The organism is Segatella hominis (assembly GCF_004535825.1).
GTDB lineage: Bacteria > Bacteroidota > Bacteroidia > Bacteroidales > Bacteroidaceae > Prevotella > Prevotella hominis.
Genome location: NZ_SGVY01000001.1, coordinates 98,295 through 117,636, shown reverse-complemented (window position 1 = coordinate 117,636; position 19,342 = coordinate 98,295). Strand labels below are relative to the sequence as shown.

At 42.2% G+C, this 19,342-nt stretch carries 16 protein-coding genes; 6 read left to right on the top strand and 10 right to left on the bottom strand.

Translation table 11 applies throughout. The annotated features are described in order from the left end of the window. Nucleotides 1–147 precede the first annotated feature (147 nt). Entirely contained in the window at nucleotides 148–4,032 is a 3,885-nt protein-coding gene (locus EXN75_RS00500) for a response regulator (protein WP_246031243.1), read from the bottom strand. 261 nt (nucleotides 4,033–4,293) lie between these two features. Between EXN75_RS00500 and EXN75_RS00495 the strand changes: the two genes are divergently transcribed. Next, complete coding sequence (locus EXN75_RS00495; protein WP_134842366.1) at nucleotides 4,294–4,890, top strand: hepatitis A virus cellular receptor 1; 597 nt, start codon at nucleotides 4,294–4,296, stop codon at nucleotides 4,888–4,890. Between the two features lie 50 nt (nucleotides 4,891–4,940). Then, nucleotides 4,941–5,693: a hypothetical protein gene (locus EXN75_RS00490; RefSeq protein WP_134842365.1), complete on the top strand. Its 753-nt coding sequence runs from the start codon at nucleotides 4,941–4,943 to the stop codon at nucleotides 5,691–5,693. A gap of 98 nt (nucleotides 5,694–5,791) precedes the next feature. Here the strand turns inward: EXN75_RS00490 and EXN75_RS00485 are convergent, their stop codons facing one another. The 5 genes from EXN75_RS00485 to EXN75_RS00465 form a co-directional block, all read right to left on the bottom strand. Next, nucleotides 5,792–6,805: a DNA/RNA non-specific endonuclease gene (locus tag EXN75_RS00485; protein ID WP_134842364.1), complete on the bottom strand. Its 1,014-nt coding sequence runs from the start codon at nucleotides 6,803–6,805 to the stop codon at nucleotides 5,792–5,794. Between the two features lie 153 nt (nucleotides 6,806–6,958). Then, on the bottom strand, nucleotides 6,959–7,210 hold the full coding sequence (locus EXN75_RS00480; RefSeq protein ID WP_006847266.1) for a type B 50S ribosomal protein L31: 252 nt from the start codon (nucleotides 7,208–7,210) through the stop codon (nucleotides 6,959–6,961). A gap of 435 nt (nucleotides 7,211–7,645) precedes the next feature. Continuing rightward, nucleotides 7,646–9,019 carry a DUF6359 domain-containing protein gene (locus EXN75_RS00475; RefSeq protein ID WP_134842363.1) on the bottom strand — a complete coding sequence of 458 codons (1,374 nt, stop codon included), beginning with the start codon at nucleotides 9,017–9,019 and terminating at the stop codon, nucleotides 7,646–7,648. A 35-nt stretch (nucleotides 9,020–9,054) separates the two neighbouring features. After that, nucleotides 9,055–10,296 (bottom strand): DUF5689 domain-containing protein, encoded by a 1,242-nt coding sequence (locus EXN75_RS00470; RefSeq protein ID WP_134842362.1) that lies wholly within the window; start codon nucleotides 10,294–10,296, stop codon nucleotides 9,055–9,057. Nucleotides 10,297–10,310: 14 nt separating this feature from the next. Further along, nucleotides 10,311–12,845 carry a TonB-dependent receptor gene (locus EXN75_RS00465; protein ID WP_134842361.1) on the bottom strand — a complete coding sequence of 845 codons (2,535 nt, stop codon included), beginning with the start codon at nucleotides 12,843–12,845 and terminating at the stop codon, nucleotides 10,311–10,313. Nucleotides 12,846–13,037: 192 nt separating this feature from the next. Here EXN75_RS00465 and EXN75_RS00460 point away from each other — a divergent pair, with 192 nt between their 5' ends. From EXN75_RS00460 to udk, 3 genes are all read left to right on the top strand, one after another. Beyond that, entirely contained in the window at nucleotides 13,038–14,087 is a 1,050-nt protein-coding gene (locus EXN75_RS00460) for an endonuclease/exonuclease/phosphatase family protein (RefSeq protein WP_134842360.1), read from the top strand. Then, entirely contained in the window at nucleotides 14,087–14,656 is a 570-nt protein-coding gene (locus tag EXN75_RS00455) for a uracil-DNA glycosylase family protein (RefSeq protein ID WP_134842414.1), read from the top strand. The genes EXN75_RS00460 and EXN75_RS00455 overlap by 1 nt, the downstream gene beginning before the upstream one ends. 75 nt (nucleotides 14,657–14,731) lie before the next feature. Next, nucleotides 14,732–15,367 carry a uridine kinase gene (gene udk / locus EXN75_RS00450; protein WP_118116450.1) on the top strand — a complete coding sequence of 212 codons (636 nt, stop codon included), beginning with the start codon at nucleotides 14,732–14,734 and terminating at the stop codon, nucleotides 15,365–15,367. A 109-nt stretch (nucleotides 15,368–15,476) separates the two neighbouring features. Here udk and EXN75_RS00445 read toward each other — a convergent pair whose 3' ends face one another. Together EXN75_RS00445 and EXN75_RS00440 are read right to left on the bottom strand one after the other, a co-directional pair. Next, complete coding sequence (locus tag EXN75_RS00445) at nucleotides 15,477–16,238, bottom strand: SDR family NAD(P)-dependent oxidoreductase (protein WP_022110925.1); 762 nt, start codon at nucleotides 16,236–16,238, stop codon at nucleotides 15,477–15,479. 137 nt (nucleotides 16,239–16,375) lie between these two features. Continuing rightward, the gene (locus tag EXN75_RS00440; protein WP_134842359.1) at nucleotides 16,376–16,909 is read right to left on the bottom strand and encodes a histidine phosphatase family protein; all 534 of its coding nucleotides are present in this window, start codon (nucleotides 16,907–16,909) and stop codon (nucleotides 16,376–16,378) included. A gap of 114 nt (nucleotides 16,910–17,023) precedes the next feature. Here EXN75_RS00440 and EXN75_RS00435 point away from each other — a divergent pair, with 114 nt between their 5' ends. After that, the gene (locus EXN75_RS00435) at nucleotides 17,024–17,683 is read left to right on the top strand and encodes an HdeD family acid-resistance protein (RefSeq protein ID WP_134842358.1); all 660 of its coding nucleotides are present in this window, start codon (nucleotides 17,024–17,026) and stop codon (nucleotides 17,681–17,683) included. A gap of 198 nt (nucleotides 17,684–17,881) precedes the next feature. On the opposite strand, the gene EXN75_RS00430 is transcribed toward EXN75_RS00435, so the two are convergent. Then, entirely contained in the window at nucleotides 17,882–18,466 is a 585-nt protein-coding gene (locus EXN75_RS00430; protein ID WP_134842357.1) for a porin family protein, read from the bottom strand. A gap of 455 nt (nucleotides 18,467–18,921) precedes the next feature. After that, the gene (locus EXN75_RS00425; RefSeq protein WP_118116442.1) at nucleotides 18,922–19,341 is read right to left on the bottom strand and encodes an RNA-binding S4 domain-containing protein; all 420 of its coding nucleotides are present in this window, start codon (nucleotides 19,339–19,341) and stop codon (nucleotides 18,922–18,924) included. Between the last annotated feature and the right edge of the window lies 1 nt (nucleotide 19,342).

The window sequence follows — 19,342 nt, the reverse complement described above, 5'->3', positions numbered from 1 at the left end:
TTTGAACTTCTGTATGGATAACTACTTGTATCTTAAGAAGTTCACAAAAAATCTATCATTTAACTTTTCTAAGAACTGATGCAAAAGTATAATAAATTTCTTTTTTTATGGTGTATTTTTTGTTTTTTAGGGTATATCAAACTGTTTTTATTTGTTTTTCTCCCTATATTCGCTTGGAATTATACCCATTTCTTTCTTAAACACCTTAGAAAAATATTTCGGATCACTGAAGCCTACAGCGAATGCAATGCTGGTCAGCGTTTCATCAGTATCCCGTAACATCTCGATGGCTTTCATAATTTTGATGTGGCGGACGAAATCAATAGGAGTCAATCCTACCGCATTTTTGATTTTTCCATAGAGTACACTGCGACTCATGCCCATGGCCTGTGCAATATCGTCTATCTTCATGTCTGGATCAGAAATGTTTTCCAAGACAAACTTCAGCACTTTCTTGATGGTATGATCCTGTATGCTAATGGTAGATTCGCCAATCGTAATACGTTGAGGCTCCTCTGCTTTGTTTTGAACAGTCGTGTTATGACTCGTTTGCGTTTCGTCTTCAAAATGAATATTTCTGAGCAATTCTTGTTGCAGACTCTTGCGATAGTTGATCGCCGCTTCAATTCTGCCTTTCAGGTAAGTGGCAGAGAATGGTTTGGTCAGATAACCATCGATTCCTTCTTCAAATCCCTTGAGGTGGTCTTCCAGGCTGGCCTTGGCAGAGAGTATGATGATTGGAATATGGGAGATATTGCTGTCTTGTTTGATGTAATGTATCATGGTGATTCCATCCATGATAGGCATGGTAACATCAGTTAAGATGAAGTCTGGTACAAATTTGCGTGCCATTTCAAGACCTCTCTTTCCATTTTCTGCAAGTAATACATTGTAGTCCTTTCTCAGAATTGTATCCAGGAAGGTGCGTAGGTCCGCATTGTCTTCTACCACGAGTATGGTGATATCTTTTTCTCCCTTTTCAAATTCTTCTGCAGAGTCTAAAGCTACATCTTCTATGTAGTTCTTGGCATTTGAGTCTTCTATCTCTCCATTTCCTTGGATTACATGAGAATCTTTGTCAAGACCTCCATCTTCATAGAAATTGCTATTGTTGTCAAACTTCAGCATTTGGTTGACCATCTGGTACGTCTCTCTGGCATTCCTCTGAACCAAAGTCAAGAGGTTTCTGCCTTCTTCTGAGAGTCCTTCTTCATTTTCCAGCACTTCTGTTATTGGACCGCCTATCAGAGAGAGAGGGGTTCTCAATTTGTGTGAAGCATTGCTGAAGAAATGGTTCTTCAGTACACTCATGTCATGGCTGAGTTTTTGTATTTGTCGGTTGTTATACATATAGAATACTAAGCCAAGACCTAAGATGAACAATATGAAAAGAATGACTTTTCCCAATATGCTCTCCCAGAAAGTGGGTTCGATTTCTATCGGGAGTTCTGCGATATATTTACTCCAGACGCCATGTGTATTGGTGGCTTTTACCTTGAGGATGTATTTACCATGAGGAATGCGGTTGAAACCAATCATATTTTGACTTCCTAATGGAATCCATACGCCTTCTGGTGTATGACCTTCCAGACGATATGCATAGTATGTCTGATACTTTCTGGTATAGTCAAGTGCTGCAAAGGTTATGGTCAGATTTCTCTTGTCAGAAGGAATGACTATATTTGACCTATGCAGGATAGGAATGGTATGAGCCTCTCCGTTGAAGTGCAGAGAGGTAAACAGTATTTTCGGTTGATAGGTAGTCTTATTGAGTACCTTCGGATCAAAGGTTATGCTCCCCATAGGGGTACCGAGTGTAATCTTGTCCGTTGAAGGATCATGGAAAGGGCGGCATTCTGTAAACGTCATGTGGAAATCAAAATCGTTTGGTCCAAAAACATCTATTTTTCCTGTGTTTGGATTGAATTTATCGACACTGGATTCCCTGATAATCCAGATATTTCCTGCATTATCTTCTATCATACTCTGTACGATACCTTCGTCCTGGTTGATATTCTTGACGAATTCGACTCTTATATTATTTTCTAATAATGATTTACTGGTTGTAATTTGCAGACAACCACCTAATGTAGAGATATAAGTATCTCCGTTAGAACGAACCAATGTATAGTTGACATCGCTTGCCATGAGGGAAGCTGTATCACCTATAATATGATTAGAATGATAGAATTTAATCTTGGAATAATCCTTGATTTCGTCGGAGAATGTAACAAGTCCGTCGGTTGTTGCTACTAATATGGTACCTTTGTTGGTACATGTAATTCGGCGTAATCTTTGGCAGAGCCCATTCTTGAACCAGTTGAGCTTATTTCTGTTTGAAATGAAGCGATAGGTGCCGTTTACTCTTTCTGCAATAGCCAATCCTCCACAAGTCGCAATCCAGATTCTGTTTTGTCTATCGCTTACAATATCATAGATTCTATCATTAGGCAGAGAGTATGGGTCTGCCGGATTATGGGTGAAATGCTGCAATTCTCCGTCTTTCAAAAGATAGAGCCCGTCTCCCTTTGTTCCTATCCACATGTATTCCTGACTGTCTTCGTAGAGTGCATAGATGCCACAGGTGGAGAACTGGACTGGTGTTTGTGATAATTGACCACTTGGGGTGATGTAGCCAAGCTTCTGATGCTGGTCATTGCTAATCTTTAAATATCCAGAGATAAATCCATCCCAATAGTTACGATTATGGTCAAGTGTGACGGCGCGTACTTCGCTTTCTGTATTTTCAACTTGGCTCAGCGTATATTCATGATATTTGAAGTTGATTTGTGTAAGGTCATGAATACCCGTTGCCCAAAGAATTTTTTGGTCTGAAATTACGTATTTAGTGATTCTTGGAATACTTGCATTGCCTTGAGAGTTGCTTTGCAAAACATAAGGGACTAATTCTTTTTTTGCTCTGTCATAGTAGCTGAATGTACCTCCATTAGGTATCATCCATAGCGTATTGTGTTCATCTTCCATGATGAAATATTTTTCACTGACAGTACGCAAAGCAGGATTTTCCTGGTCTGCAAACAACCATTTCTTTTCCAATGTATTCGGATTGATGATGGTTACACCCATACCGTCAGTAAATGCCCATAGCTGGTCTTTGCTATCTACGTATATCTTCTTGACTTCTGCTACAGGCTGGTTAGGGTTCTGAACACTTACAACTTCAGATTTGAATGTACGTGGATTATAGACTACTACACCGATATTGGTGGCTATCAGGAGTTGATAGCCTGTATTTTTTAATTCATTGATTTTTGTGACTCCTTCCGGCATCGGAATCATGGAGATATGGTTTCTGGTTTCATCAAAGACGGCAACTCTGCCATCTGTTGTAGCCAGGTAAATGGTGTTGCCTACCTGTCGGAACCATTTAAATGGAATTGGAGTGGTGAATTTGGTACCATAGATGTGAGTACCCTTGTCTGTAAAAATCCATTCACGCCCCTTTTTGTCGGCGGTAATATACCAGATATTTCCACTTGGCAGGCTTTTAGTTCCTCCCATGATGAGTTTTGGATTGTCGTCTGTAAATTCTTTTTCTGAAATTCTGATTGCGTATTTGTGGTCAGCTGTAGTTATCCAACTTGCTTTTGGACTTAGGGGGTAAACTTTATCGGCATAAAGATGGATGTTGAACTTCTCGTTGATTTGATCCTCTATGTTTACAAAGTCGCACAAACGGGTATCATATACGTAGAGGCGACGGTCGTATGTAACACACCAAAGGTCATAGTTGGTGCAAGGGAAGATATTGCGAATACGGTTCGTACTGAGGATATCTTGGTTATCAGGTAAGTCGCGGAAGGTGTGGAAAGTATAGCCGTCATAATATGACAGACCATTATAGGTAGCAAACCACATCATGTTGTCTGCTCCCTGACATAAGTCTGATATGTTGTTGGCAGCAAGTCCATCCAGAATAGAGAACTTTCTGATGTCACAATAGGGTGTTCCGCAATATCCGGATATTGATAATAGCCCCAATATAATAATGTGTATGAGTCTTCTGGTCATATTCTTAAGTTAATATTTTTGGCAAAGATAATGCAAACCGAATGCAGAATATCAAGCTTGCTTGAATATTTTGCTGAGATGCAGCTTATCTTCTGCAAAGATAAACAAAAAACTTGTAATTTCCAAATTGTTTAGGGATATTCCATTACATCATAGGGATTTCTCCCTGTTTTTTTCCTAAAAACCCTTTGTTGGTATGATTATTTGGCGTATCTTTGCAGCAAATAAACAAAGAAATGTAATTTAAAGACTTATATAGATATGAAAAATTTAAAGACTCTCTTGACGATGGCTATCGTGGCTTTGATGAGCCTCAGTTTCACATCTTGCGATGAGGACGCTGACATTGGCGATACTTTATATGGCACTTGGAAAGGCTATATGGATATTGGATTGAAGTATGGTGATCATTATTATGCTTCTACCACTTCTGAGATAACGTTTATACCAAGCAACTCTTATTCCGACCACGGAAAGGGGTATTGGATAGACCGATACAGCAATGCTCCTTGGAATTACGTTGCTAATCATATAGAGTGGGCGGTGAGTAATGGTGTCATCAAAATTCACTTCATAGAGGAAAACTCGTATGCTACGATTTATAACTATTCTTTGGATGATGATTATTTCTATGGTACGGTTGAATGTGGAAATAGCAGCGCGGATTTCAGATTGGTGAAGACGGCTTCTCCTAACGGATGGAATTATGACTGGTATGATAGTGATGATTGGTATGATTCCTGGGGATATGGTTGGGCTAAGCCTCATCAGGGAACTTTCGATGATACCCGTGCTTCTTCCTCAGATTCTGATTCTCTGAAATATCTGAGAAGAGTGGTCAATTATAAGAATAAGTAAAGAGACTTGCTGTTTCCTCAGGGAACAGATTAAAAAGAAAGGGACGAGATATGAAATATATAAAATCTTTGTTGATGTTGGCTGCGATAACAGTAGCATCCATGACATTTGTCAGTTGTGACGATGATCCTTGGTATGATGGTTATTGGCACGATCCATACGGCTGGAGCAATAACTATGGTGACTGGCACTGGAATAATGATTATTGGAATCAGGGTGGTAATGGGAACAACCAGGGCGGTGATGAACGTACGGCGATGGCCCAGACTCTCTGTGGAGAATGGGGTGGCGAGATGGATTATTCTTATATCAATGAGGATGGTGAATCGCGTAGCACAGATGTTTATTATACGACCATGAAGTTCTTCCAATATAATCAGAATTCAAAATCTTATAGTGGAGAGGGTGTGGAGACTGATTATCTCTTGGATTCTCAAGGAAATGTCATTGAAGATAAGAGCCAGACCTTGGATTTCTCCTGGTACATAGAGGATAATGGAGATATCTATATCAAGTACAAAAATAGTGGGGCAACCTTTGTGTTAGACTATGGTTCTTCTCAGGTTGGTTTCCATTTAGGGTATGAAGACAAGAAAGGCTATGATACTTTCTTCGGTTATATGATAGGCACGGGAAGCGTTAAGGGCGATGTTATCTATTTTGATTTTGAGCGCTTGAACGATACCAATCATGCCAAGGCTCAGACTCGTGGAGCAGGCGTAACTGAGCATAAATCATTTGGTAAGGCTGCTTATCAGAGTCCGATTAAGGGAACGTCTTCTCGTTTTAATAGCAGAAGATAGACCTTGTGTTGGAGGAAAAGTTAAGAGGATGCATCAAACGAATCGTTCCGATGCATCCTCTTGTTCGTATAGTGAATTGTTGTAAAGTATCAGAGAACTTAGTTTGTTATTTTCCAAACGGTTTGCAAATAGGATGGTGTGATATTCACGTTCTCGATCTGTCTTTCTTCATCATCAGGAAGATTGCAGAAGAAGTCGATACCAGTAAGTTCTTCAAGCTTGGCAATATTGACAATATGTGCGCTCAGTTTTTCTGTTTTAGGATAATCTTTTTTGTGTTCAAACCAGAATCCGATAGCTTTATGACCGGATTTATTTTTGATCATGACTGCTGCAAAGAAGTATTTAGGAACTATAAATCTATTTTTAGTATAGCCCAAAATTTGCTCTGATTTGTCAATGGTTCCACCTTTGCAGACATACATGGTATCATTGGCATACGCAGCTTGCGTGCTCATGTTGTATGTCAGGAAGTTTCTGATTTTAGCTTCCATATCAGCCCAAATACCACCATTGAACTCTCCTATCTGAGGCTGCATATTGGTCATATAGAAAGTCTGTCCATTTACATCCTTGCTGCAGATTCTGTCTTCAGAAGCAACGATATGTCCTCTCTGGAAGTACGTGATTCCTTCGCTTGGCAAACTGGAAGAGCTGAATTCTTTAGTACTTGGTTGCATATTGGCAGGAATTTGGGGATCTATCTGGAAAGGGTCACTTTTCCATGTCTTACCTTCCCAAGATGTTCCATTCCTCCAGTTCTGTCTATTCCATCCTTTCAGGTTGTTACTCTTATAGACAGCATAGCAACTCCATCGCTGTGATTTCTTACTGGTATCAAATTCTGTGCAGAAGTTGACACCATATTGATCAGTTTCGTGAACGATGACTTTACTTGTTCCACCTTTCACCTTTGGAAATTCCAAACGTGTGATTTCGTCAGGCATTCCTGGGGTTACAACATTGATGTTTTTATTCGTATTGACAATTCCACCGCCACCGCCAGTTTCGCCATTGTCAACTCCACCGCCAGGACCGTCATGATCGCTTCCACAGCTACCTACTGTGAGTGCAGCGAGAAGCATCAAAAGGTAAATTTTGATTCGTTTCATAAAAGTCGTGTTAGAATATAATTTGTAATATAAAAATAGTCATTCTCGTAGAAATGTATAAAACCGAAAAAAGTGCGTACCAGCGTATATGCAACTACGCTCGAACGCACTTTTGTATCTTGCGATAATATATCCTTTAAATGAAAAGGTATATTACTTCTTCAACTTACCGTAACGGTTCATGAAGCGGTCAACGCGACCTGCAGTATCAACAAGCTTGCTCTTACCTGTATAGAATGGGTGAGAAGTGCTGGAGATTTCAATCTTTACTACTGGATAAGTCTCGCCTTCGAACTCAACAGTGTCGTTAGTCTTGCATGTTGACTGAGAGAGGAACATGTCGCCATTAGACATATCTTTGAATACTACAGGACGATAGTTCTCTGGATGAATACCTTTTTTCATTTTTCTTTTTTATTTTTATTGGGTTATTAAAAATAGACGTTATGGGGATGTTCTTCGCATCATCTCATGTCCTTTCGGTGCATGCCCATTATAGCCTTTACACTTAACAGGGTGCAAAGTTACGACTTTTTCTTCTTTCTGCCAAATATTTCCTGATGTTTTTCTTTCTTTTACTCTTTTTTTTATTTTTACAGATATATTGCCCAAATTGCGGTTCTCTGTTTGGGCACTCGTTGCCCGCCTCGTGATCCCTTGTTGCTCGTCTCTTGTTCACCAGTTCCCCATCACGTGTTCATCGAGGGACCGCTTGAAGGGCATAGCAGGAACTTCTGGAGGAACCTTCTATTTCCTAGTTAGTATTTACATACATTGTAAACAAAATCCCCATTGCCTGATGCGAGGCAATGGGGAAATATGGATTATTTTTTATAGAATTTACTTAGCGTAGAAAATTTCTATAGTTTGAACACGAAGTTGGACGCCACCACCAGTTGTTCCTGTGAAAATGTTGGTGTAAGTTGCAGTTTTACCTGAGAAGGTAATTGTTGCTGTTTCATTTCCAACGTATTTTGTGCCGCTATAAGAATCGCATTGCATCACGATTTTTGCAATATCCTTTATACCTTCAAATTTAAGAATGCTATTTGCGTATACGCGAACACCCTTTGTTGCAGTGTAAAATTTTGGTGTGTTCTTATTTCCGTTAGCATCAAAAGTGACAGTTGTACCATCAGGTAAAGTGACGGTTTTTATTTCTTGAGCGTTTTCAAATCCTTGATCAGCAAAATTCAATGTTACACTCTCACCAGCAGTAGCTTTGCTGTTTGTCAATGTTACTGTTGTTCCATCGATTGAAACTCCTTCGCCTGCAGAAGGTGTGTCTGGAGTATCTGGCTTTGGAGTAACCTCACCGCCAGTGCCTTCGCCTTCTATCTTGATGATAGTGCTGTTCTTGTCAACCTCCATGATATCGGTACCATTCTTATTGAATGCCTTGATAATACCCTTGATAGTTACCTTTTGACCAACCTTCAAATCATCCTTAGATGTGAAGTCTGCACCATTCAAACCCTTACCAGAATAAACCTGCATGTCCTTGCTCTTACCATCGTCAGAGATGTAGTAAGAAAGGCTCTTGTATTGATCATTGTAATAATCAATTTCAGAAACAGTACCTGTCAAGTAAACCTCGTAGGTAGGAGCGCCTGCCTTGATGGCTGCGATAGCTTCTGCTACGGTGTATGGATCACTTGCAGAACCCTTACCTGTTGAAGGAGTATCTGGAGTAGTGGTTGAACCGCCAGGTTTTGTGCCAAATTCCTTGGCTCCAATCTTAGCATAGGCAACACTCTTCAAACCAGTTGCACCAAAGTAGTTCTCAATATTACCGCAGAGAATCACTTCTTGCTTCAAGTTGCCAGGATTGTCCTTGAGGTTGAGTGCAGTACGAATTGCACCTGCTGGCAACTGGATTGGCATACAGTTAGTTACGTTGGTCTCATCTGCACTTGCAGCAATCAAGATGTTTGTTGGAGCTTTTTCTGCACTTGCAGCATCGCTGAAGATAGCTTCATTCAGGGCCTTGTCAGGTACATAACCTACGATGAAAGCCTTTACGAAAACATTAGTACCCGTAGCAGCAATCTTTGCATCAGCTACTGTATATGGGTTGGCTTCAGTTCCATCTGTTGAAAGTTCTGGAGTCTCTGGCTTAGTAGGCATGTCGTAAGGAGCAGGAACGTCCTCGCAACTGCTGAAAGTAAAGGCTGCCATAGCCAACACAAACAATGAATATATAATCTTTTTCATATTGTTATTCTATTTAAAAATTTCTAATGGATGAATTACTTGATAGAGATGAGGTAGTTTCCGCTGTCAATTTCTGGAGTGCCATTGTACATAGTCAATGCTCCACAGATGACAACCTTCTTTCCTACGGCAAGGGTGCCCTTTGTCTCTTCTGTCCATTTCTGGTTGTCGAGATTGAAGCCGCGGAATACCTTGATCATCTTGCCGGCAACAGCCTTTCCATCTTCAGAGATAGAATATGTTGCATTACCATACGAGCCTGTATCTACGCTACCAACCTCACAGATGATTCCGGTAGTATAAACCTTATCTGTTGTATATTTACCGGCATTGATGAGTTTGAGAGCGTTGGTTACGGTGTAAGGTTCTTCCTTAGTTCCACCAGTAACATTCAGCGCAGTCTCTACATCATTGCTTGTACGGATCAGAATCTGCCAAACATTGTTGAAACGGGTGAAAATACCTGTAATGTTGACAGGATCCTTTGGCAAAGCGACATTGGCAAACTTGGCATAAGCTGAAGTGCGAACCAAGAGGTTGGAAGCACTGATAGGTGTTTTGGTTTCTGCATCAGTCAAGTTGCGGTTCACGCAGTTGGTTTTGTCCTTTTCTGTCTCTGGGGCATAAACGGTCTTACCGTCAGCCTGAGAGAACTGTACATTTTCAATGCGCATCAACTTGCCAGAGCAAGACTTCAGATAGTCAGCATCCTTGATCTTGGTCTTGTCGAACACCTCAACCATACTTTCAGCCTTGGTTGCATCTGGAGAACCCAAAATCTTGAAATGCTTGTTCCACTCGTAGCGGTCAACTTTACCGATAGACTGAGCACCTGTAGTGGTGTTGGTATAGACACCGCCCAATTCTGCCTGAGAACCGTAGCCACCGATATAGAGACCCTTCAGATTGATGAGAATCTGCTGACCAACAGGAAGTTCGCCATAGAGAGCACCCTTGTTGATGCAAACTAAGATACCACCCGTCTCGTCCTGCAGACAAACCTCGTTGTAAAGGTTTCCACCGAGATCATTACCGGTAATGTAACCCTTGATCTGGATGTCCTTGTCTATCTGTTCATATCTCTTATTAGCAATGAGGCTGTTGTAGTCTTCCTTCAGCTGTGCAATTGTGATGACATTCTTCTCCTTGATATTATTGTCACCGACAGGAGCCGCAGGCACCTTAATCGTATTATCAGGATCAGCATAACCATCGCCCATGCAAGATGCAAAAAACATACTGGCAAAAGCCATTGCTATGAATAATATTTTTTTCATATCTTTCCTTTTTATTAGAATCTATAAGAAACCTGGAACATACCGTTTGTCCCGAATACGTAATACTTCTTAGGGTTCTTGGAGAACTTGTAAACGCGCTCCTTGCTGCTATCACCATTACCTGAGAAATCGCTTCGGCTCTGCTCATAACCGCCAGATACGATCTTCTGGTTGTTCAGGATGTTGGTAATCATCAAGTTGAAGTTTAAGCTGCCGTGCTTCAAGCGTACGCTCTTGCCGATGCTGCCGTCAACCATCCAGCCACCATGACCCTTAGCCTGGTCTGTATAACCTGGCATCAGGTTGCCGAAGTTGTCGAATGCGTTGAGACGAGACAACTCAGACTGGGTGCGGTAGATAGGTGCGTATGACAGGTAGATGCGGTCATAGTAGTTGGCATTGAGGTCGATGAACCAGCCACCTGCATGATAGCTCAAACCAAGGCTTCCTACGTTGAGAGGAGTTCCGCTCTCGCGCATACCTTTAATATATGTCATTTCAGTATTCAAGTCGCCTGTGACAGACTCAGAACGTGTAGTCTCAATATCCTTGAGGATTCTGTTGTCGCTCAAAGTACCGATAGCCTTGAAGTTGAGGAAAGATGTGAGTTTGAAGTCGAGACCCAATTCTACACCATAGTATTCCTTCTGCAAGCCAGGAAGGCTGAAATATACGAACGAGTTGTCCATATCGCTATAGAAATTCTGCCACTCCGTAACGTGGTCAAGACGGCTATAGTATGCATTCACGTTGGCGTGCATCCATGAGTTCTGGTATTGGTAAGCGAACTCGCTGCTGAAGATATGCTCATCATGCAAATCTCTCACGAAGTCATTCTGGATCTCAGGAGATACGAATGCAGTGTTAGCCTTAGGTGGCTGCCACTCGTAGCCAACACCTAATTTGAACGCATGACCGCGACCGGCGTCGAAGCTGATGCTACCCTTGGCACCACCTTCGCCCATTCTGGCGATTCCGCTGTTGCCATAAGAGTTTTCTGCAGCCATACCATTGCGCATATAGCCATGACGGCGCATATTGGTCTGACCCAATTTAGCGCTGAACATAGTCTGGAATCTGCCTAATTCTGCAGTGTAAGATGTCCAGAGCAAGCCCTTCATCACCTCAATCTTGTAATCATAACCGAATTTGTCTCCTTCGTTGACTGGGGCGTTAGGACGGTTTAAGTCATACTGAACTCTTGGATCAGTAGCTGGATACTTTCCGAGAGCGTAATTATTGATGTTGTGGAAGAGAGAGCCGCCAAGCATATCCTCCAAAGTCTGGTAGTGGCGGTTGCTGTTGCTGGCAAAGATGAAGCCGCTCACCAGTTTGGAGTTCTTGGTTACCTTTGCAGTAAGCGTAGATGACAAGGTGAGGTTCAAGTTGTCATTATGCTTAGCCTGAATGTAGTACATTGTTTCATTGCCAGCCTTTGCTGCATTTTCGTTAGCATAGTAGAGGCGGTCCCAGTCAATCTGGCGGTTAGCCTTGCTTGCTGTCCAGAAATCGTATGAGTTCTTCCAGCTCTGCCATGTATTAGGGTTGTTGTTGACAGAAGAAGGATTCCAGATGTCATAGTAGCTGCTTGGCATGTTCTTCCAGTAATCTGGCTGTGGGTTTTCTGCATTGTTGTAGTTGAGCTTGGTGCTCTTGTACATAGAGTACTTGGCAAATGCAGAAGTTGTGAGTTTCATTTTATCATTGATGTCCCAGTCCCATGTTGCGATAGCAGAAGGGGAGAAGTCGTTGACAACGCGCGAATTGCGCTTGTGGCCGTTCTGATAACCCCAGTAAGGGTTGTAGTAACGGTCGTTGGCGAGCCAGTAAGCCTCGTCGGTAGAAGCACCCTGGGTAGAGCGCTCGGTAGGGTTGCCCCAGGTAGAGATACTCAGGGAGTGACCATTGTTCCACTTCTTCTGAACACCGATGTAGTAAGATAAAGCATTGTAGAAAGTACCCTCCACATAACCACGGTTGGCCCATCGGTAGGTGAGACCGGCACTGAATGCCCAGCCACGGTCGTTGAAACCGCTGCTGTAAGTGTAGAGACCACGAAGTGTGTAATTTCTGTTGGCAACAGCAACTGAGGCATACTGACCCACTTGCATGCTTCCGGCACGGAAGTCGTAGTTGTTGCTACCAGCCATGCCTGTCATAGAATAGTTATTTCCTTCGAAAGGCAAAGCAAAATCTACATTTCTGGAGAAACGGTTCAAGCCACCGATATTGGAGAAACGGAACTGACCGCTTTCCATGTCGTTGACAGGTGCTCCATTGATGTAAACCTCGTTATACTTTTGATTGAAGCTACGATAACGGTAACGCATAGGAGAGAAGAGGAATCCTGCCTCCGATGCATAAACGTTAGAGGTAGAGTTGAGGATGGTTACATTCTGAGACATGTCATCATCCTCACCCAACTGTGCTTCGGTGAATGTGAATGCGTTCTCGTCCAGGTTGGATGCAGCCTTTTGCTCAACATTCTGTGCAAAAGCCAGCGGACCATAACAGAGCGCAAGCATTGCTAATTTTACCTTTTGTTGCATAGTTTATAGTTTAATTACTAATAATGTCTGCAAAGTAACAAAATATTTTTTAAAATTAAAAGTTTTTTCGTTTAAATTTTGATTAAGTATGCGGTTTTTTCAAATAAAATGCCGATATTTGCATTCTAATAGCGAGTTTTCGCACATTTACTAACTTAAGATTTTTGATAATCTAAATAAAAAAATAAATTTATGAAGAAAAATGTATTGATGTTTGCGGCCTTCCTGATAGTCAGTCTGGCTGCTTTTGCTCAAGGGCAGAAACGATTCAATCTCTATGCAGTAGGTTTTTATAATCAGGAGAATCTCTTCGATACTTGCCATGATGAGGGCAAGAATGATTATGAATATCTTCCTGCCAAGGGATGGAACGGAATGAAATATACCAATAAGTTGCGCAACATGGCCAAGGCTCTTTCCGATATGGGTACGGATAAGTTGCCTAAGGTAGGTTGTGCGTTCATCGGATTGGCTGAGGTGGAAAATCATAAGGTGCTGGACGACCTGATAGAGCAGGCTCCTCTGAAGGCTCGCAATATGAAATACTGTCATATTGAAGGTCCAGACCGTCGTGGCATCGATTGTGCTTTCCTCTACAATCCTTCTCTCTTCTCTGTGAAGAATGTAAAGTTAGTGCCTTATGTTCAGGAGAAGGCGAAGGACAGTGCTTATTATACTCGTGGTTTCCTCACTGTTCGTGGTGAAATGGCTGGTGAGGATGTGGCTGTCATTGTTTGTCACTGGCCAAGCCGTTTCTCTGGTTCTTTCTATCGTGAGTCGGGTGCCCGCCAAACCAAGGCTGTCAAGGATAGTCTGCTTCGCATCAACAAGGATATGAAGGTGTTTGTAATGGGCGATATGAATGATGATCCTACCAATAAGAGTATGCATGAGGTGTTGAGTGCCAAACCGGAGATCAGTCAGGTTGGACCAAACGATATGTACAATCCATGGTATAATATTCTGGCCAAGCAGGGTAAGGGCACCTTATTCTATAATGGCAACTGGAATCTCTTCGATCAGATAGTGATTACGCCAAATCTGCTCAACAAGGATGCTAAGAATAAGGATTTCTCTACATTGAAGTATTTTGCTCACCAGGTTTTCCGCCGCGATTATCTTATCCAGCAGGAAGGTCAGTACAAGGGTGCTCCGCTGCGCACTCAGGCTGGTGGCAGATGGCTCAATGGTTTCAGCGACCACCTGCCTGTAGTCATGTACCTGGTCAAGGAAGTGAAGTGATGATAGAGAGTCATCCTTTCGAACCTTGGTTGCCCAAGAATGCGCATCTCCTGATGCTCGGTACTTTCCCGCCTTCACCCAAGCGCTGGTGCATTCCCTGGTATTATCCTAATTTCCAGAATGATATGTGGCGCATCTTTGGAATTATCTTTTTCGGAGATAAACTTCATTTCGTGGATGTAGAGCATAAGCAATACAGGCTGGAGGCTATCAAGGAATTTCTTGGAGAAAAGGGAGTTGCTCTCTTTGATACGGCGCAGAAAGTGATTCGTACCAAGAATACGGCTTCTGACAAGGATTTGAAAATTGTGGAACAGTCTGATCTGGATGGAATGCTGCGAGCTTTGCCGGAATGTAAAGCGGTGCTGACGGCAGGACAGTTGGCTACCAAGGTGTTTTCTGAACATTATGGTATTACTGAGACTCCTGCCATGGGAGGATACGTGGAGTTTTCTTTCGAGAATCGCACGTTGAGGCTCTATAGAATGCCAAGCAGCAGCCGGGCTTATCCTTTGGCAGTTGAGAAAAAAGCAGATTTCTACAAGAGAATGTTTGATGATATTCTTTGATTTCTGATGAGATCTCTGGGTTTATTCTATATATATAATAAGGTACGCGTACAATAAATTAATATTAACGAATCTATGGAAAAAGATAAAATAACGATTATCGGTATTGCAGGAGGAACCGGTTCGGGCAAGACAACTGTGGTCAAGAAAATCGTGGATGCTTTGCCTCCTCATTATGTGGCTGTGGTTCCTCTGGATTCCTATTATAATGATACGACGGGAATGACGGATGAGGAGCGACATGCTATCAACTTCGATCATCCTGATGCTTTCGACTGGAAATTACTCCATAAGCAGTTGGCTGATTTGCGCAATGGAATTGCTATCGAACAGCCTACTTACAGTTATCTGAAATGTAATCGTGAGAAGGAGACGATCCATGTGGAACCGAAGCCGGTTATCATCATCGAGGGAATCATGACCTTGCTCAACAAGAAGCTGCGTGACCTGATGGACCTGAAGGTTTTCGTGGATGCTGACCCTGACGAGCGACTCATCCGCAATATCCAGCGCGATACAATAGACAGAGGCCGTACGGTTTCGATGGTTGTGGACAGATATCTGAAGGTGCTGAAACCTATGCACGAGCAGTTTATCGAACCCACCAAGCGTTATGCAGACATCATCATTCCGCAGGGTGGTGAAAACGAGAAGGGTATCGGAATCCTTTGCAGTTATGTGACAGGATTGGTGGAGAAACTCGACAAATAAACGCTCTCAGGCAAATTGTCTTAGCAATAAAAATCCTCGTTACGAATCGTTGGGTTCGTAGCGAGGATTTTCTATTTTATCGCAATCGTTTTCTGTTTGCGAGGATTTCTTAGTTGCGATGAATGACAGTGCCGTTTGCCTGATGGGTGGCCAGCACAAGTACTTCAGCTATCTGGACGTGTTCTGGAGCACTGGCTGCATAGAAAGCCACATCTGCCACATCATCACCATTGAGCGGTACGATTCCGTCGTAAACTCTGTCGGCACGGGCGTTGTCGCCATGGAAGCGGATGTTGGAGAAATTGGTTTCCACCAATCCTGGTTTTACATTGGTGACGCGCACTTTGGTGTGAGCCACGTCGATACGGAGTCCGTCTGTAATTGCTTTGACGGCAGCCTTGGTGGCACAATAAACATTGCCTCCTGCGTAAGCAGCATCACCGGCAACACTTCCGATATTGATAATGTGTCCATGATTTCTGCTGACCATTCCTGGCACGATGAGGCGGGTCATGGTGAGAAGTCCCTTGATGTTGGTGTCTATCATTTGGTCCCAATCCTCGAAGTCTCCTTCGTATTCAGGTTCCAGTCCACGAGCCAGACCGGCATTGTTGATGAGCACGTCGATATTCTTCATGTGTGAAGGAATATAATCAACGGCTTTCTGGGCAGCTTCACGGTTGCGGACGTCAAAAGCCAATGCAAGGACCATAATGCCGTAAGCATTTTCGAGTTCTTTCTTGATGATTTCCAACTTGCCTGTGTTTCTTCCTGTAAGAATCAGGTCGTATCCGCCTTGGGCAAATCGGCGTGCACATGCTTCACCGATACCGCTGGTAGCTCCTGTAATTAAAGCGATTTTGTTTGCCATAAGAGAGGGTTTTTAAAATGTTAAATGTTAAATGTTAAGTGTTAAGTGTGAATATAGAATCTTCTTCATATAGGATATTGGGTATTCTATAGTTTGGATTCTTCTATATATATAATAAGGTGGGGAATAAAAGCAGATTATAAGATCAGAACTCTTACCTCTGCGTTTCCCATCTTTTCTATCTCGTTCATAGGGCGTTTGAAATATACGCTCTGAATAGCCTTGTTGATAATGCCGTGTCCTACGGCAAGAATAGTTTTGTCGGGATAGGTCACCTTGAGCCAGGTGAGGAAATTCTGTGCGCGTGATTTCATCTTTTCGATAGATTCGATGTTGTCTGGCCAGTCTTTCGGATTTTTGGGAAGACTTGGGATGAACTTACCTGTGAAATCGCCCCAGTCGCGCTCCCGTATCAGTGGGGTTGTAATCATGGCTTGTTGCATGGATTTCTCGTCCTGAAAATGAGGTAGGGCGATTATCTCACAAGTCTGGATGCTGCGGTAGAGATCGCTGGATATGAATACATCGATGTGGTCATTGACCATCTTGCGAGCTACTTCCTCAGCTTGGGCAATGCCGGTGGCGTTTAACTTGCCTGGTGTTTGTCCTTGCATAATCTGGGCTGCATTATCTACAGTCTCACCATGTCTAACTAAATACAATTTTGTCATAATATCCTTAATTTGCCAACAAAATTACAAAAAAAGTTGGATTTATCAAAGATAGTTTGTATTTTTGTAGAAGTTTTTTTTAATAGTTTGTCGAATATTAATCTAAAAAGAAATATGAAAGTAATACATAGTTCATTTTTCCGTGCAATCTGTGCGATTATCGTAGGTGCACTTCTCATTCAGTATCGTGAACAGACGGTTACTTGGATTACCATAGCCATCGGTGTGTTGTTTTTCCTCTCGGGAGTCATTTCCATCGTTACCTATTTCAGTGCCAAGAGGAATTCTGGTAAAGTAGGTGTTGTTTATGATGCTAATGGAAAGCAGCTCACGGGGTTGACTCCTCATTTTCCTATTGTGGGAATAGGCAGTCTCTGTCTGGGTTTGATTTTGGCTCTGATGCCTAATACGTTCATCAACAGTCTGATGTTCATTCTTTCTGTCATTCTGATTATGGGCGCATTGACGCAGTTTATGAATCTTGCTACGGCTCGCAAGTTGGGACGTGTGGGAATAGTTTATTGGATATTTCCTTCCATCATTCTCCTGATTGGTTTGCTTGCCGTCATCAAACCTTCAGCCATAGCCTCTGCACCGCTCTTCATTATCGGCTGGACCATGCTTATCTATGGTGTTGTGGAATGTATCAATGCATTCAAGATAGCTAATAATAAGCGGAAGTGGACGAAGGCAGAAGAAATCAGTTCATCAACTCCTTCTTCTTCGAATGATGTTTCCTATATTGAGGAAATCAAGGAGGATGCGCAAAAATAGAAATAACTTGTGAATCATTTAATGCACATTTAATAGTCATTTGCTGCATGCGTAACTTTATTTACAGCACGCTTAACTGGGCATGGAAAGGAAATCCCCCAATAGTATTTTTCGGAATACTATTGGGGGACAATTGTATTTTTATTTTGCAACTTCCTATGTATGTGAAATAGTTGCAAAATATTCAATATCTATGACTTAGAGGCTGAACTTGTAGCCAAGGGTAAGTTGGAAAACAGAGTTGCAGCCAGCATCATCAATATCTGCAACTTTTGTTACACCAATGTTGTAACGTGCATCCAATACGAAATTCTGGTATTCGTATGAAGCACCAACAGGGATGGCAAAGTCAAAAGTCTTGATCTTGGCTCCTTTTGGGGCATACTTGTCGTAGTCTACGCTGACACCTTGATACTTAACCTTGTTGCTTACATTGAATGCTGGCTGGATACCTGCCTTTAAAGCAAAACCTTTTGCAACGTAGAAGTTCGCCAAGATTGGGATATTAATGTAATCTAAGTTGATTTTGAAATCATCAACATCCTTTGCCTTGCATCCTTGCATCGAGTAGAGGAGACCTCCGCTGATACCAATTAATGGAGATACGTGGTATTCCAATTCCAAACCGCCTACAAAACCAGCTTTGTAATCAGCGTCGTCTTCTGTTAAAGAAGAGCAGTTCAAACCAACTTTTGGCTGGAGAGTGAAATCACCTGCTGAATACTGTGCGAAAGCACCTACTGAAGACAGCACGAGAGCTGCCATTGCAATAATCTTTTTCATAATCTCTAATCTAAATTTAGTTAATACTATTTGTTAAATTTACTTTTTACTTTATATATTAGAATTCTACTATATTTGCTAATAGAGGCAGACGGGGGAGCATTTTGCTAATCCATCTTTTCTGTTGATATAGAAAGCATATTTGCAGGCCGTTTGTTCCTGTTAGCGAGGGCAAAGATATAGTAAAAAACAATAGGATGCAAACTTTTTGATGAGTTTTTTACGTTTTAGGGTAAAATATTTCCTTTTTCTTCCCTTTTGGAATACTATGATGTATATATTTGGAATATAGATACGAAAAATCTCCCACAACTTACAGAAAGTCAAAGTTGTGGGAGATTTAAATTTTAGGAAGAATATCCTACAGTTTGAATTTATAACCGAAAGTCAGAGAGAAAACCTCGTACTTGGACTTGTCGCTATAGTCTCTGTTGTCGTCGCTGAAAACGCAACTTTTATTCCTCTTCCTCCCAGTCTTCGTCTTCAAATCCGAACATGGCTGGGTCCACGAAAGCATCCAGCGCACGTCGTTCCTTCTTAGTAGGACGACCTGTACCTCTGGCTCTGTCCACGAAACCGCTGATGCGGCTCATTTCCAGCAGTTCATACTGCTTAGGGTCGGTTACATTCTTATAGACAGCAAAGAGCATTTTAGCACCAACTCGTTGCTCAATGCAGTCGAGCACTTCAAAAGAGTAGGTGATAGGCGCCTTTTTCACGCTGACCACATCTCCTCTCTTGATCATGTAGGATGGTTTTCTGTTTACGCCGCCCACGGTGACGCGCCCATTCTTGCAGGCATCAGCCGCAATGCTGCGTGTCTTGTAGATTCTGGCAGCCCAGAGCCATTTGTCTATTCTTGCCGTTTCTTTCATT

Excerpts from the sequence above, each read along its gene's own strand:
- EXN75_RS00425 (WP_118116442.1), bottom strand. The coding sequence starts at position 19,341 with ATGAAAGAAACGGCAAGAATAGACAAATGGCTCTGGGCTGCCAGAATC.
- EXN75_RS00480 (WP_006847266.1), bottom strand. The coding sequence starts at position 7,210 with ATGAAAAAAGGTATTCATCCAGAGAACTATCGTCCTGTAGTATTCAAA.
- EXN75_RS00500 (WP_246031243.1), bottom strand. The coding sequence starts at position 4,032 with ATGACCAGAAGACTCATACACATTATTATATTGGGGCTATTATCAATA.
- EXN75_RS00475 (WP_134842363.1), bottom strand. The coding sequence starts at position 9,019 with ATGAAAAAGATTATATATTCATTGTTTGTGTTGGCTATGGCAGCCTTT.
- EXN75_RS00455 (WP_134842414.1), top strand. The coding sequence starts at position 14,087 with ATGATAGAGAGTCATCCTTTCGAACCTTGGTTGCCCAAGAATGCGCAT.
- EXN75_RS00495 (WP_134842366.1), top strand. The coding sequence starts at position 4,294 with ATGAAAAATTTAAAGACTCTCTTGACGATGGCTATCGTGGCTTTGATG.
- EXN75_RS00435 (WP_134842358.1), top strand. The coding sequence starts at position 17,024 with ATGAAAGTAATACATAGTTCATTTTTCCGTGCAATCTGTGCGATTATC.
- EXN75_RS00465 (WP_134842361.1), bottom strand. The coding sequence starts at position 12,845 with ATGCAACAAAAGGTAAAATTAGCAATGCTTGCGCTCTGTTATGGTCCG.
- EXN75_RS00440 (WP_134842359.1), bottom strand. The coding sequence starts at position 16,909 with ATGACAAAATTGTATTTAGTTAGACATGGTGAGACTGTAGATAATGCA.
- EXN75_RS00460 (WP_134842360.1), top strand. The coding sequence starts at position 13,038 with ATGAAGAAAAATGTATTGATGTTTGCGGCCTTCCTGATAGTCAGTCTG.
- udk (WP_118116450.1), top strand. The coding sequence starts at position 14,732 with ATGGAAAAAGATAAAATAACGATTATCGGTATTGCAGGAGGAACCGGT.
- EXN75_RS00485 (WP_134842364.1), bottom strand. The coding sequence starts at position 6,805 with ATGAAACGAATCAAAATTTACCTTTTGATGCTTCTCGCTGCACTCACA.
- EXN75_RS00445 (WP_022110925.1), bottom strand. The coding sequence starts at position 16,238 with ATGGCAAACAAAATCGCTTTAATTACAGGAGCTACCAGCGGTATCGGT.
- EXN75_RS00430 (WP_134842357.1), bottom strand. The coding sequence starts at position 18,466 with ATGAAAAAGATTATTGCAATGGCAGCTCTCGTGCTGTCTTCAGTAGGT.
- EXN75_RS00490 (WP_134842365.1), top strand. The coding sequence starts at position 4,941 with ATGAAATATATAAAATCTTTGTTGATGTTGGCTGCGATAACAGTAGCA.
- EXN75_RS00470 (WP_134842362.1), bottom strand. The coding sequence starts at position 10,296 with ATGAAAAAAATATTATTCATAGCAATGGCTTTTGCCAGTATGTTTTTT.